The organism is Methylobacterium sp. P3_A11 (assembly GCF_056403155.1).
The window spans coordinates 1-14,322 of the sequence record NZ_JBFUGA010000038.1 but is presented as its reverse complement, the minus strand read 5'-3'; the positions used below and the strand labels follow the sequence as shown (position 1 = coordinate 14,322).

The following is a 14,322-nucleotide window of genomic DNA, read 5'->3' as shown; positions in this document are numbered from 1 at the left end:
ATCGGACCGATGCGAACGCACAGGAGTCATGGTCGCGGCGTTGCCGGACCGTGCGAACCGGCACCGCGCCGCGGCTGACCTCAGGGTCTGCGCACGAGACGGGCTTTGGCCGGGCTGGCGGCCCCGGTGCGCCGGGCGATGAAGGCGTGCAGGGAAGCGCCGAGGTCGTAGGACCAGGTGACGTGGGCCACGAGCGTCGAGATCATGAAGAGCGCGGCCCCGGCCGCGCAGGCCGGCACGATCAGCAGAAAGGTCAGGACCATTCCGACCGCGGTCCGCTCACCCAGGGAGGCTTGCGGCCAGGGATCGATCGGCAGGGAGACGCGTCGTCCATAGCGCATGGCCTCGACCCTCGATGGTTCGGCACGTCGCGGTACAGACTCAACAGCGGCCAACGCCGGACGTTGCGTCGCCGGTTCCGATAATCGCCGACCCCCGTGACGTTGCGGCTCGCGGCGGCGGCGCAACCGAGTGGATCGCACCGGGTTGCCGCTTCGATCCTTTGACGGTTTTGAGGTGGGCATGGCACGGGTTGCGGTCGTTACCGGGGGCACGGCCGGGATCGGGCTGGCCACGGCGCATGCTCTCGCCGCCCACGGCTGGTCGGTGGCAGTGATCGCGCGTGATGCGGGTCGTCTCGCGGCGGCGGAGCGGGCGCTCGCCGCTTACGGTCAGCCGGTGCTGGCAATCGGCGCCGACGTTGCGGATGCGCAGGCCGTGGATGCGGCTGCAAGCCGGGTGGAGCGCGAACTCGGCCCGATCCGTGCCTGGGTGAACAACGCCATGTCGACGGTGGTCAGCCCGGCCGACCAGATCTCCCCCGACGAGTACCGGCGTGTCACGGAGACCACCTATCTCAGCCAGGTCTACGGGACTCTCGCCGCCCTGCGCTTCATGAAGCGGCGCAACCGCGGTGCGATCATCCAGGTTTCGTCCGGCCTCGCGATCCGGGCCGCGCCCTTGCAGGCGCCCTACTGCGCGGCGAAATTCGCGGTCTCGGGCTTCACCGACGCCCTGCGCTGCGAGCTGCTCCACGACGCGGTCGATGTCAGCCTCAGCGTCGTCTATCTGCCGGCGGTGAACACGCCCCAGTTCAACTGGGCGCGCAACCGGACCGGCCACCGGCAATACGCCCCGGACCCAGTCTTCGACCCGCGGCTCTGTGCCGAGGCGATCCTGTACGCCGTCGAGCACCCGCGCCGGGAGGTCTGGGTCGGGCGCTCGTCGATGATGATGGCCGCCGCCCAGGCGCTGGCGCCGAGCCTCGCCGACCGCAAGGCCGCCTCCATGTGGTCGGCGCAGCTCTCCGACGAGACCATTTCCGCGATGGACGGCAACCTCTATGACCCCGTGCCCGGCCCGGTCGGGATCGACGGGCGGTTCTCGGGTCGGACCAAGGCGAGCCGGACCGAATTCGTCACGAGCCGCACCCGCGACCTCGTGGTCGGCGGCCTCGCCGGGCTGGCGCTGATCGGGCTCGCCGGCACCGTCCACGCCGCCCGCTCGGCCCGCCGCCTGCCCGGGCGGACGTGACGGCTGCGTCCGGTCGCGCCGCCTGTTACACGAGCCGCCTCCGAGGAAGGTCCGAGACGATGCCCGGCTATCTGCCCTTCGCGGGCGCCCTGAAGCTGCCCGCCTTCACCTGCGACAATTGCGGGTTCTGGCAGCGCCACTTCGAGACGCCGGCCGCCTGCCCGATGTGCCTCGATGCCCGCCATGTCGTGCCCCAGGACGGCTGGCGTTTCCGCACCACCCGGGAGGCGCAGGACGCCTTCCCGTGTCACTGGCAGGAGCTGGAGCCGGGGGTGTGGCGCTTCTGGAACGAGCCGGTCTCCGGCATCGGGCCTTCCGCGTACCTGATCCAGACCGAGCACGGGAACATGGGCTTCGAGGGCTGCCCGGTCTTCAGCGAGGCCGCCCTCGACCAGATCGAACGGCTCGGCGGCATGGCGGTGCTCTCGGCCTCGCATCCGCATGCCTACGGGGCGCTGCCGCAGCTCCAGGACCGGTTCGACCCGGAATTGTGCCTGCCGGCGGCCGACTTCACCTGGAGCGCGGCCCTGCAGGTGAGCTGGCCCTACGACGACTTCCTCGAGCCCCTGCCGGGCCTGGAGCTGCACCGCACCGCGGGCCATTTCGACGGCCACGCCATCCTGTACGACCGGTCGCGGAAGATCTGCTTCTGCGGCGACGCCCTGAAGTTCGAACTCGACCCCGCGGATTTCCGCCGGGCCACGACGGTCTCGGCCCATAAGGCCTTCGTGCGCGGGGTACCGCTCACCCCCGGGGAGCTGCGCCGCTACCGCGACGTGTTCGAGCGCCTCGACTTCGTCCAGACTTGGACGCCGTTCGAGCCCGCGCGCAATTGCGGGCGGGCGGAGGTGCTGGCGCTCCTCGACCAGTTGTTGGGCGGTCGGTCCCATGCCGCCCCGGTGCCGCTCGAGGGCCTGCGGGTTCAGGGGCGATAGGGCGGCCTGCGTAGCTCAGACCGCCCGCACGCCGTCGAGGAACCGGTGGACTTCGGCGGCGAGGTGCCCAGCCTGGCGGGACATGTCGGCGGTGGCTCCCAACATCGTGTCGGCAGCCGTCCCGGTCGCCGTCGCCGATTCGGCGACGCCCACGATGCTGCCTGTGACTTCGGCCGTCCCCTGTGCCGCCTGACCGACGTTGCGCACGATCTCCTGCGTGGCCGCGCCCTGCTCCTCCACCGCGGCGGCGATCGAGGCCGCGACGCCGTCGATCTCCCGGATCCGCGCCGTGATCGCCCCGATCGCCGACACCGCTTCGCCCGTGGAGGCCTGAACCCGGGCGATCTGCCCGGAGATCTCCTCGGTCGCCCGCGCGGTCTGCTCGGCGAGCGCCTTCACCTCGGAGGCGACCACCGCGAAGCCGCGGCCCGCCGCGCCTGCCCGGGCCGCCTCGATGGTGGCGTTCAAGGCCAGCAGGTTGGTCTGCCCGGCGATCGAGGCAATCAGCCCGGCGACGTCACCGATGCGCGATACGGCCGCGCTCAGCTCATGAACCAGCGCGCCGGTCTGGTCCGCCTCCTCGACCGCCGCCCGCGCCAGCTTGGCCGAGCCATCGACCCGCCGGCCGATCTCCTGCACGGACGAGCCGAGTTCCTCGGCCGCCGCCGCGACCGTATTGACCCGGGAGGCGACATCCTCCGCGGCCACCGCGACCGTCCCGGACTGGCCCGAGGTCCGGCCGGCCAGGGTCGACATGGAGCCGGCGATGGTCTGCAGCTCGGCGGCGGAGGCCGAGACCTGCTCGACAATGCCGCCGACAGCAGTTTCGAAGCCGTCGGCCATCTGCCGTATGCCGAGCCGCCGCTGCTCCTCGGCCGCCAGCCGCGCCCCTTCCGCTTCTGCCTCCAGCGCCCGCGTGCGGATCAGGTTGTCCCTGAACACCTGCACGGCCTTGGCCATCGCGCCGACCTCGTCGCTGCGTCCGATCCCGGGCACGGCCGTTTCGGCCGCCCCGCCCGAGATCGCCCGCATCGCGGCCGACAGGCGGTCGATGCCGCGCACGACGCGGAAATGGATGACCCAGGCCGCCGAAACCGAGAGCGCGACGGCGAGGATCGCGATGGACAGGAAGATCTGGAAGGCGCCTGCCGCCTCCCCGACGCGCAGCTCCGCCCGCGCCTCGACGGCCTTCATCAGGGCGATGGCCGTGTCGTCGATCAGCAGCAGTCCTTTAAATTGCCCCTGCTGCCAGGTCTTGATCTCGTCGTCGGACGGCAACCGGCCGGCCTCGACGATCGGGGCAACCAACCGCGTGCGCAGGCGGTCGAACGCGCCGGTGAAGTACTGGTCGTCCGCAGCGCGGTAGGCGGCCATCACGGCGTCGGGCGTGCGCGTCGAAGACAGGATCTGGCCCGTCATCGACCAGGCCATGGCGGCGCGTGTCCGGACCGCGCGGAGTTCATTGCGCTCGTCTGCGGTCAGGGTCCGGTTGTTGAAAACGACGCCGTAGACCGTGGCGCCCTCTGTGCCGCTGTTGGTGCGCGCCAGCCAAACCGTCGCGTTGGCGTCGAGCATCCAGCCCGCGCCGGGGTCGAGGGTCCGGATCTGCTTCTCGAGTCTGGAGGCCAGGGCTTCCAGGCACCGCGTGGTCTCCAGGCCCAGCTCGGTGACCCGCTTCCGCAGGGCCTTGTCCCGCGCCTCCAGGGGCTGGTCCATGGCGGCATCGATGTCCCGACGCAGCTGGGTCCAAGCCCCGATCGAGGCGCTGAGCGCGCCGGCCGCCTGACTGACCGCCGGTTCCGGATCCTCCGAAAGCCCCTGCAGGGTGACGGCGACGTTCTCGTCGAGTTGCTGGCGGCGGTCGAAGATCAGGTCCTTCCGGTATTCGCGGTTCACTTCGGGCGCGTCGGCGAGCGCCAGCCCGCTGTAGCCCGACTCGAACCGGAAATGCGTCCGGCTCAGGAACAGGCTGCGATCGAGCGCCGCGTACGTGGCCACGGATCGTGATGCCGCTCTCTGTCGAACGCTCAGGGTCAGCTCGTAGATCGGCACCCCGATGGCTGGCAGGCTCAAGAGAATTGTCATCAAGATCAGCACGTTGCGAATCGATATGCGCAGCATGTGTTCGGTCTCTGGCGCAGCGGGCGCGGCGGCGTGATCCAAGTACCGGACCGCAATGTCAAGCAGACAGGCCGAGATCAGGATCCATCTTGACTTCAGATTTTGAAGCAGAAAGCTTTCAAAATTGGCGCCAGTGAGTGTCCAGATATCAAACTTTGCGAAGTGAAGATCGTTTTTGATGGGATTGTATTGAGGGCGTCGGGTGATGAATCGTACGCGGCGCGGACTTGCCGCGCGCGGAAAGAGCGGGTGACAAGGGCGCGTGGCGTCCGGACTTCCCCGTCGCATCGGCTGTGCCAGCCTCGGCCTCAGGGCTGGTGGAGCGGGTCGTTCTCCAGGCGGATCGGCTGGCCGTGGGGCGTCGCGTCGGCGGCCCGGAGGAACGCCGCGGTGCGTGCCGCGACGCTCTCGGGTCCGGCCACGCCACGCTCGGCCAGGAGCGCTTCCAGCGTGGCGAGCCACGCGCCGTAATCGGCCGCCCTCTCGGGGGCGTCTGCGGGGCGAATCTGCCGGCCGAGGCGGTCCGCCCATTCCGACCACGTGAACAGCCCGGCCTCCCGCAGGGAGACAACCATGGCGAAGACCTGCGCCTCCCAGGGGGCCGCGAAGGTGCTCGGCGCGGGATCGGTCACGCGGGATCCAGGTAGGGTTCGAAGGCCGCGACGGTGACGTGGCCGCCCGGATCGCCGTGCTCGCCCCACAGGTCCTGCGCGGTGAATGCGACGGTGTAGAGCCAGCTCGGGTGCTCGCCCGCGCGATAGGCGTTGGTGTCGGGGAAGACGAAAGCCCCGTCGACGCGCACGATCCGGCCGGGCTTGCCGCGTACGTAGCGCGGCAGCCGCGTATGGCCGGTGGGGTGGATGTTGCGGGCGCGGACGGCATCGCCGACCGCGAATCGGGCCGGGGCATCGGGGGTACGGCTGCTCGGGAATCCGGCCCGGAACCGCGCCTCCAGATCCCCGCTGGCCAGGATCCGGGCGACGGGTTTGGCCGGCTCCGCAGACGCTCCGTCCTCGATCTCGGCCTGCGTCGCCAGCCCTGTCGCGACGACCTGCTTCTCCAGCGCCTTCAGCCAGATCTCGTAGTAGCTCGACGACAAGTACTCGGCGGGTGGCAGCGATTCGCGGGTGGCGCGGCTGCCGTCGAGATTCCAGGCGCCGGTGTAGCCCATGGCCATCGCCATCGCGAAGACCCGGCGTTCCCACGCGGCGTGGAACACCGGCTCGCCCGGCTCCGGCACGACCGGCCCGAAGCCGTGACTACCGCCGAGATCCTGGGCGCCGTTCATACCGGCCTCTCCACGGGTGCGGCCGGAATGCCCCTGGGCAGACCTGTGCCGATCATCGAATCGCGGGTGACGAGGGCGGCGAGCGCTTCCTCGGACAAGCCCTCGGTCTGCGCGGGCCGCATTGGCAGGACCATGTAGCGGGTCTCGGCGGTCGAATCCCAGACGGTGATGCGGGTGGTCTCCGGAAGCGTCACCCCGAATTCGGCGAGGACCCCGCGGGGATCGATCACCGCCCGGGCGCGGTAGGGGGGTGCCTTGTACCAGACCGGCGGCAAGCCGAGCACCGGCCAGGGGTAGCAGGAGCAGAGGGTGCAGACGACGAGGTTGTGGGTCTCGGGGGTGTTCTCGACCACCACCATGTGTTCGCCGCCGCGGCCGCCGATGTCGAGTTCGGCGATCGCCGACGTGGCGTCGGCCAGGAGCCGTGCCCGATACGCGGGATCGGTCCAGGCCCGCGCCACGACGCGCGCGCCCGCATGCGGGCCGACCTTGGTCTCGTAGAGTTCGACCAGGGCGTCGAGGGCCGCCGGATCGACGTAGCCCTTCTCGGTGAGCAGGGATTCCAGGGCGCGCACCCTGGCCTCCACGGGCGACAGTTCGCTGCCGTGGTGGTGATCGTCGTGATCATGCCCCGGATGCGCGTGAACGTGGCTCATCCCGTTCTCCTCAAGACGCGTAGTCTGCATCCACTCGCAGCCAGCCGCCACTCCCTGGGCGCCGGCACAGGTCGGCTACGCGCCCGCCGCGCGATGCTTAAATTCCCTGACACATTCGGGAGCGTTTGGCATCGGTTCAGGATTATGCAGATACGGACGTTAGAGGGATTCCAGTATACTGACGTTGGAGGCGAAAACGTTCATGACCGATGACGCTGCCGAGCTGTCAGAAGCCGTCGCGGGCGACCGGGACGCGCCCGCCTACGCCGCAGCGATCGGACAGCATCTCGCCCTGCCGATCCGGGATTACTTCAAGGTCGTCGAGCAGGAGCCGCTGCCCTCGCAGCTCGCGACTCTGGTGGCCCGCTTCGAGGCGGCGGTCACGGCGCAGGGCGCGACGATCCCCTTCGACTTCCGCGGGGATATCATCAGGGCGCTTCCGGCCCTGCGCACCTTCGCGCTGTCGCTGGTCGGGGACGTGAGCCGCGCCGATGACCTGGTCCAGGAGACGTTCGTGAAGGCCTGGGCCAATCAGGGGCGTTTCCGGCCCGGCACGAACTTCACCGCGTGGCTGTTCACGATCCTGCGCAACCAGTTCTACACCGACCTGCGCAAGACGCGCCGGGAGGTCGAGGACGTGGACGGGACGCATGCCGGCCAGATGACCAGTCCGTCCGACCAGGAGGACGCCACCACCCTCAAGGTCGTCTGGGAGCGCCTCGGCGACCTGCCTTCGGCGCAGCGACAGGCGCTGCTGCTGGTGGGTGCCGAAGGCCATACCTACGAGGAGGCCGCGACGAAGCTCGGCTGCCAAGTGGGGACCGTGAAGAGCCGGGTGAGCCGGGCGCGGTCGTCGCTCCTGGACACCCTCGGCGTCGTGGTGTCGGGCCAGGCGCCGGCTGGCTGAGGAAGCGGCGGCGCGCCTGACTCCGCGGAGGCGATCCGGGTCCCGCTCCCTTCGTCAGGACAGATCCCGAACGGTCCACGCTGGCGGCGCCCGCCAAGCCGGGCGGGCGCCGCAGTGGTGGCTCGGGGATCCCCWGCCGAGAGCCCGGACACGCAGGCCGCATCCTCCTGCATCGTTCCGCCGCTCTGCCGTGTGCTCAGCCGACGCGCGATGCGCAGGGTGGAGAATCCGAACATCCCACCTTCACACGGGCGGCCGGCGCAGGTGCCAGTCGCTCGCCCGCTGGTAGGCCTGCCCGATCCGCAGCGCCGTCGCCTCGTCGTAGCCCCGGCAGACGATCTGGAGCGACAGCGGCAGTCCGGCGGCGGTGAAACCGTTCGGCAGCGCCAGGGCGCAGAGATCGAGCAGGTTGCCGAACCGCGTGAAGCGAGACGGCAGGTGCGCCTCCTCGACCTCCGCGAGCGCGACGGCCGCGCACTCCGTGGTCGGTGTCAGCAGGGCATCGATCCCCTCCAGGGCGGCGGCGTAGTCCCGCTTCATCGCGGCGCGGCGGTGGAGCGTGCCGAGATAATCCTGCGCCGAAACCTGCGCACCGGCCAGGATCCGCGCCCGCACGGCGTCGCCGAGCTGCGCGGACGGATCCTCCGCGAGGGTGCCGTTGACGAAATAGGCTTCCGCATTGGTGATCTGGTTCATGGCCACGCACTCGCTGAACCGGAACGGCAGCGTCACGTCCACGATCTCGGCCCCGAGCCCGGCGAGGAGGTCGAGGGCCGCGTCGTAGGCGGCCAGCATGTCGGCGGCGACGCCCTCCCGCTCGGCACCCGGCATGCGGCCGAGGCGCAGGCCGCGCACGCCACGGTTCAGGCCGGGCCAGGGCGAGTCCGGCTGGATGCCCCGGGTCGTCGCATCGCTCGGATCGGGACCCGAGATCGCCTCGTAGAGGAGCGCGACGTCCTCCACCGTGCGGGCGAGCGGGCCGGGGGTATCCAGCGTCATCGAGAGCGGGACGATCCCCCACGTCGAGACGCGCCCGACCGTGACCTTGAGCCCCGTCAGCCCGCAGAAGGCGGCGGGCAGGCGGACCGATCCGCCGGTATCGGTCCCGATGCCCCAGGGCGCCATCCGCGCCGCCACCGCGACGCCGGTGCCGCTGCTCGACCCGCCGGGGGTGCGCGGCGTCTCGGGATCCCAGGGGTTCCAGGGTGTGCCGAGATGCTGGTTGGTGCCCCAGCCGCCATAGGCGAACTCGACGGTGTGGGTCTTGCCGAGCACGATCATGCCCTGCGCGATCAGGCGCCGGGCGATGGTCGCCGTGCGCTCGGCCCGCCGCGCCCGGTGGGCGGCCGAACCGCCCATGGTGATCCGACCCTCCAGGTCGATGAGATCCTTGAGCACCACCGGAACACCATGGAGCGGACCCACCGCGTGGCCCGACCGGATCGCCCGGTCGGCGCCCTCGGCGGCGAGGCGGGCATCGGCCGCGAAGACCTCCGTGAAGGCCTGGAGCTTCGGCTCCAGCGCCGCGACGCGGTCGAGCAGCGAGTCGACCGCGTCGACCGGCGAGAGGCTGCGCGACCGGAAGGCGCGGCCCAGTTCGGCCGCGGCGGCGTGGGCGGGATCGAGATCGGGCATCGGCTTACTGCACGCTGACGAGGGTGAGGTCGACGAACCAGGATTGCGGAGAGACGAAGCCGTGGATCTTCTTCGACATCCCGCGGGGATTGAGGTCATGCACGACGAACAGCCAGGGTGGGTTATCTACGAGGCGCTCGTTCGCGATCTTGGTCTGCGCGTCGATCACCTTGGCGTCGGTGGTCTCGGCCAGCGCCTTCAGGGCGGCGTCAAATGCCTCGTCCTTCCAGTTGGGGAAGTTGAAGCCGGCCGGCGGGAACCGGTCGCCCGCGAAGTAGCGGGCCATGACGGCGGCGTCCGACGAGGGCGAGGAGACGTTCAGCGCCATCGATCCCTGGAGGCTCGGCGTGTCCGGCTGCAGGCGGCTCGCGTTCAGGAGCACCTGCCACTCGACCACGTTGAAGCTGAGATCGACGTTGCAGGCCTGCTTCAGGTTCTCCTGCAGATACTCGTTCATCGGCATGGGCAGCATCTGGCCCGAGCCGGAGGACGAGATCATCACCTTGAGGCTGAGCGGCTTCTTGTCGGTATAGCCGGCCTCGGCCAGCAGCGCCTTCCCCTTGGCGGCATCGTACGAGTAGCGGTTCTTCGGCGACCCGAAATTCGGATCCTTGTCGTTCAGCCAGCCCGAGGCCGGCTCCGCCGTGCCGTTGAGAAGCTCGACGATGCCGGCGCGATCGATGCAGTAGTTGAGCGCCTGCCGGACGCGCACGTCCTTCAGCGGGCTGTCCTTGGCGCCGATGTTGTAGATGTAGGGCCAGACATGCGGGTAGGAGCCCGTGGTGATGGTGAAGCCCGCCTGCTTCAGCGACGGGATCGCGTCCGGGGCCGGCACCTCGATCCAGTCGACCTGCCCGGCCCGCAGGGCTGCGACCCGCGCGTTCGCCTCCGGGATCGGCAGCAGCCGGACCTTGTCGACCTTGGCCATCCGGTTCGGATCCCAGTAGCCGTCGTACCGGGCGAGATCGACCGCCTCCCGCGGGGCGACCCGGGTGATCTTGAACGGACCCGTGCCGGCCGCCGGCAGCGCCGCGACCTTGCTCCACTCGCGTCCCGCCTTCTCGAAGGAGGTCGGTGAGGTGAACAGCAGGTAGACCACCATGTAGGGAAAGTACGAGGCGACCTGGGTGGTGGTGATCTGAACGGTCGCGTCGTCGATCTTCTTGTAGCTGCCGACCAGCGGCGCCCGGGCGCGGGAGATGCCGGCCCCCTGGGGCTCGAATTGCGGGCTGTCGTTCTTGAAGTAGCGGTCGAGGTTCCAGATCACCGCGTCGGCGTTGAACGGTGTCCCGTCATGGAACTTCACCCCCTGGCGCAGGTGGAAGGTCCAGATCGTCTTGTCGGTCGGGTCCTGCTCCCAGCGCTYGGCCAGCGCCGGGACGATCCCGGCGAGCTTGGTCGTGCTCGTCAGGTCCCACTGCACCAGCCCCTCGAAGATCGGATAGCCGAGGAAGCGCATGCCCTCGAACCCGTTGTTGGGCATCCCCGTCGTCGTCGGGATGTCCGTGGCGGTCATCGCGATGCGCAGCACGCTCTCGGCGCTGGCCTGCCCCGTGAGAGCCACGGAACCGGCCAGGGCGGTAGCAATCAGGCGGCGAAGTGTCATGGGAGCCCGTTCGTCGAAGTTGCGGTGCGCGAACCGCAAATCCCGCGCCATCCCCGGTGATAGCCTCCGCGTCGGGGGAAGTGGAGGTGTCAGGCTTCGCCCCTTGCGCACCGCGCCCGCTGCGCCACGATAATAAAAAATGCGAGTCGCCGGCCGATGCCGCCGGACCGTGAGGGAGTCGCCCGTGAGTGATGGAAACCCGAGCACCATGAACGGGGCCGAGAGCCTGGTCCGAACCCTCGTGGACGGCGGGGTCGAGGTCTGCTTCACCAACCCCGGGACCTCCGAGATGCACTTCGTGGCCGCCCTCGACCGGGTCGAGGGGATGCGCTGCCTCCTGTTCCTGTTCGAGGGCGGGGCGACCGGCGCCGCCGACGGCTATGCCCGCATGGCCGACAAGCCGGCCTCGACCCTACTCCATCTCGGGCCGGGATTGGCGAACGGGCTCGCCAACCTCCACAACGCCAAGAAGGCGCGCACCCCCGTCGTCAACATCGTCGGCGAGCACGCGACCTACCACCGGGAGTACAACGCGCCGCTGACCTCGGACATCGAGGGGCTGGCCCATCCGATGTCGTCCTGGGTGCGGACGGGGATGAGCGCTGCCGAGATCGGCACCGACGGCGCCGCGGCCATCGCGGCGGCCCGGACCGCGCCCGGTCAGGTCGCGACCCTGATCCTGCCGGCCAACACCGCCTGGGATCCCGGCACCGGGCCGGCCACCGTGCCTCCGATCCCCGAGCGGGCGAAGGTCGGCGACGACGCCATCGCGGCGGCCGTGCGGGCACTCCGGAGTGGCGAGCCGGTGCTCCTGCATCTCGGCGATCGGGCGGTGCGGAACGAGGGCCGGGTCATCGCCGACCGGATCGCCCGCAAGACCGGCGCGCAGCTGATGGCGATGACCTCGAATTCCCGGATCGACCGCGGTGCCGGCACCGTGCCGATCGAGCGCCTGCCCTACCCGATCGATCAGGGCATCGCGGCGCTGAAGGACTTCCGCCACGTCATCCTGATCGGCGCGACCCCGCCGGTGGGATTCTTCGCCTATCCCGGCAAGCCGAGCCTGCTGGCGCCGGAGGGCAGCACGACGATCACGCTGGCCACCCCCGAGGAGGACCAGATCGACGCCCTCGAGCGGCTTGCCGAGGCAGTCGCGGCCCCGCCCGCCCAGCCGATCGCCGCCGCGCCGCGCCCGAAGCTCCCGACCGGCGGCCCCCTCGACCAGGACACGATCGGGCAGGTGCTCGGCGCGCTGATCCCGGAGGGCGCGGTGATCTGCGACGAGTCGATCACCACGGGGCGCAACTTCTTCGCCCTGACCCGGGATGCGGCCCCCCACACGTGGCTCCAGCTCAGCGGCGGCTCGATCGGGCTCGGCATCCCGATGGCGACCGGCGCCGCCGTGGCCTGCCCCGACTGCAAGGTCATCAATCTCCAGGCGGACGGCAGCGGGCTCTACACCGTCCAGGCGCTCTGGACCCAGGCGCGGGAGCGGCTCGACGTGGTCACGCTCGTCTGGTCGAACCGCTCCTACGCGATCCTGCGGGCGGAACTCGCCAATGTCGGCGCCCTCAATCCCGGCCCGAAGGCGCTGGGCATGCTGAGCCTCGACGAGCCGGCGGTGGATTGGGTGAGCCTCGCCAAGGGCTTCGGGGTCGCGGGGCGGCGGGTCGAGACGCTTCCCGACTTCATCGAGGCGTTCCAGCACGCCCTCGCCAACCCGGGTCCGCACCTCATCGAAGTGGCCCTGTGAGCGGGACGACCTACCCGGTTCCCGGCCTCGACGGCCCGGCGGAGATCCGGATCGACCGGTGGGGGCTGGCGCATATCCGGGCCGGCACTGCGCTCGACGCGTTCCGTGCGCAGGGGTTCAACGCGGCCCGGGACCGGCTCTGGCAGCTCGACCTCTGGCGCAAGCGCGGCCTCGGTCTGCTAGCGGCGGATTTCGGGCCTGGCTACCTCGCCCAGGACCGCGCCGCCCGGCTGTTCCTCTATCGGGACGACATGGCGGCCGAATGGGCCGCCTACGGACCGCAGGACACGAAGGGCATCGTCACGGCTTTCGTGGACGGGCTCAACGCCTTCGTGGCGCTCACCGAGGCGCGCCCCGCGCTGCGCCCGCCGGAATTCGCCGTGACGGACACGCGCCCGTCCCGCTGGCGGCCGGAGGACGTTGTGCGCATCCGCAGCCACGCGCTGATTCGCAACGTACTCTCCGAGGTTGCCCGCGCCAGGGTCCTCGCCCGCGCCGGGCGCCGGGCTGACGGTCTCGCCGCGGACGATCTGCGCAAGCGCATCAGCCCGCCGCATGACCCGGTGACCCCCGACGGGCTCGACGCCGCCGACTGGCCGGACGATCTGCTGGACGGGTTTCGTCTGGCCACCGCCGCGGTCGGCTTCACGCCCGAACGGATGGCCGCCGCCCGCGACGAAGCCTGGGCCTGGAGCAAGGTCGACGCGCACGGAACCGTCACCCGCGGGCCGCGGGGCGCGCCGAAGGAGCCGGCCGAGGGCTCCAACAACTGGGTGGTCGGGCCGACCCGCACCGCCACCGGCCGACCGATCCTGGCGAGCGACCCGCACCGGGTCTACCTGCAGCCGTCGCTGCGCTACGCCGTCCACCTCACCGCGCCGGGCTTCGACGTGATCGGGGCCGGCGAGCCGGCTCTGCCCGGCATCTCCATCGGCCATAACGGGCACGCCGCCTTCAGCCTGACCATCGCGCCGATGGACCAGGAGGATCTGTTCGTCTGCGAGGCCGATCCCGCCGACCCGGACCGCTACCGCTCGGGTGACGGCTGGGCGCGGATCGCGCGGATCACGGAGAGAATCCCTGTGCGCGGCGGCCCGGACGAGACCGTGGTGCTGGGCTTCACCCGGCACGGGCCGGTGATCCGCGAGGTCGCGGGCCGCGCCTTCGCCCTGCGCACCGTCTGGTCCGAGCCGGGGAGTGCCGCCTATCTCGGCAGCCTCGCCTATCTCGGCGCCAGGAGTCCCGAGGCGTTCGGCGAGGCTCTGCGCCACTGGTCGGCGCCCTCGGTCAACCAGCTCTACGCCGATGTCACGGGCCGGATCGCGTGGTTCATGGCCGGCAAGGCGCCCTTGCGCCCGGCCCATGACGGGCTTCTGCCGGTCCCGGGCGACGGCCGCTACGATTGGACCGGCTTTCACGATCCGGGTGCGCTGCCCCGGAGCGTCGACCCGGAACCGGGCTGGCTCGCCACCGCCAACGAGATGAACCTGCCGCCGCATTTCCCCGCTGAGGATCGGAAGCTCGGGTTCGAGTGGGCCGAGCCCTGGCGCGCCCGCCGCATCCGCGCGGTGCTGGGCGGGCAAACCCGGCACAGCCTCGCCGACTCGCAGGCGCTCCAGGGCGACGTCTTCTCCGAGCCGRCTCTCCGGTTGGCCGATCTGGTGCGGGCGTTGCCGGCGGCGGCCGATCCCGACATCGCCTCGGCCCAGGCCCTGCTGGCGTCGTTCGAGGGCGCGCTGCATCACGCTTCCGCCGCCGCTGCCCTCCTTGAGATGTTCTGGGTCCGCCACCTGCGCCCGGCGCTGCTTGAGGCGCTGGTCCCCGATTTCGGCACCCGTCGCCTGCTGCCGCCCGGCGACACCCAGAGCCTGATCGAGCGGCTCGAGAC

General features: G+C 70.7%; 12 protein-coding genes. 5 read left to right on the top strand and 7 right to left on the bottom strand.

The genetic code is table 11. The annotated features are described in order from the left end of the window. Window positions 1-80: 80 nt before the first annotated feature. Entirely contained in the window at window positions 81-341 is a 261-nt protein-coding gene (locus tag AC1DXK_RS13780; protein WP_457106150.1) for a hypothetical protein, read from the bottom strand. 181 nt (window positions 342-522) lie between these two features. Here AC1DXK_RS13780 and AC1DXK_RS13775 point away from each other — a divergent pair, with 181 nt between their 5' ends. Together AC1DXK_RS13775 and AC1DXK_RS13770 are read left to right on the top strand one after the other, a co-directional pair. Next, window positions 523-1,533: an SDR family oxidoreductase gene (locus AC1DXK_RS13775; protein WP_457106151.1), complete on the top strand. Its 1,011-nt coding sequence runs from the start codon at window positions 523-525 to the stop codon at window positions 1,531-1,533. Between the two features lie 59 nt (window positions 1,534-1,592). Continuing rightward, on the top strand, window positions 1,593-2,468 hold the full coding sequence (locus tag AC1DXK_RS13770; RefSeq protein WP_457106152.1) for an MBL fold metallo-hydrolase: 876 nt from the start codon (window positions 1,593-1,595) through the stop codon (window positions 2,466-2,468). A gap of 15 nt (window positions 2,469-2,483) precedes the next feature. On the opposite strand, the gene AC1DXK_RS13765 is transcribed toward AC1DXK_RS13770, so the two are convergent. From AC1DXK_RS13765 to nthA, 4 genes are all read right to left on the bottom strand, one after another. Beyond that, window positions 2,484-4,553 (bottom strand): methyl-accepting chemotaxis protein, encoded by a 2,070-nt coding sequence (locus AC1DXK_RS13765; RefSeq protein WP_477298051.1) that lies wholly within the window; start codon window positions 4,551-4,553, stop codon window positions 2,484-2,486. A gap of 344 nt (window positions 4,554-4,897) precedes the next feature. Continuing rightward, window positions 4,898-5,221, bottom strand: coding sequence for a nitrile hydratase accessory protein (locus AC1DXK_RS13760; protein ID WP_457106154.1), 324 nt, complete (start codon window positions 5,219-5,221; stop codon window positions 4,898-4,900). After that, window positions 5,218-5,877 (bottom strand): nitrile hydratase subunit beta, encoded by a 660-nt coding sequence (nthB, locus tag AC1DXK_RS13755; protein WP_477298049.1) that lies wholly within the window; start codon window positions 5,875-5,877, stop codon window positions 5,218-5,220. Before nthB ends, AC1DXK_RS13760 begins: the two co-directional genes overlap by 4 nt. Next, the gene (gene nthA / locus AC1DXK_RS13750; protein WP_457106156.1) at window positions 5,874-6,533 is read right to left on the bottom strand and encodes a nitrile hydratase subunit alpha; all 660 of its coding nucleotides are present in this window, start codon (window positions 6,531-6,533) and stop codon (window positions 5,874-5,876) included. The genes nthB and nthA overlap by 4 nt, the downstream gene beginning before the upstream one ends. Window positions 6,534-6,735: 202 nt before the next feature. On the opposite strand from nthA, the gene AC1DXK_RS13745 reads away from it, so the two are divergent. Continuing rightward, window positions 6,736-7,440 carry a sigma-70 family RNA polymerase sigma factor gene (locus tag AC1DXK_RS13745; RefSeq protein WP_457106157.1) on the top strand — a complete coding sequence of 235 codons (705 nt, stop codon included), beginning with the start codon at window positions 6,736-6,738 and terminating at the stop codon, window positions 7,438-7,440. Between the two features lie 243 nt (window positions 7,441-7,683). Here the strand turns inward: AC1DXK_RS13745 and AC1DXK_RS13740 are convergent, their stop codons facing one another. Beyond that, window positions 7,684-9,075: an amidase gene (locus AC1DXK_RS13740; RefSeq protein ID WP_457106158.1), complete on the bottom strand. Its 1,392-nt coding sequence runs from the start codon at window positions 9,073-9,075 to the stop codon at window positions 7,684-7,686. Between the two features lie 4 nt (window positions 9,076-9,079). Next, entirely contained in the window at window positions 9,080-10,681 is a 1,602-nt protein-coding gene (locus tag AC1DXK_RS13735) for an ABC transporter substrate-binding protein (protein WP_477298046.1), read from the bottom strand. A 208-nt stretch (window positions 10,682-10,889) separates the two neighbouring features. Here AC1DXK_RS13735 and AC1DXK_RS13730 point away from each other — a divergent pair, with 208 nt between their 5' ends. Then, entirely contained in the window at window positions 10,890-12,434 is a 1,545-nt protein-coding gene (locus tag AC1DXK_RS13730) for an acetolactate synthase large subunit (RefSeq protein WP_457106196.1), read from the top strand. Further along, on the top strand, window positions 12,431-14,322 hold a 1,892-nt coding region (locus AC1DXK_RS13725; RefSeq protein WP_477298044.1), incomplete at its 3' end, for a penicillin acylase family protein. The genes AC1DXK_RS13730 and AC1DXK_RS13725, both read left to right, overlap by 4 nt.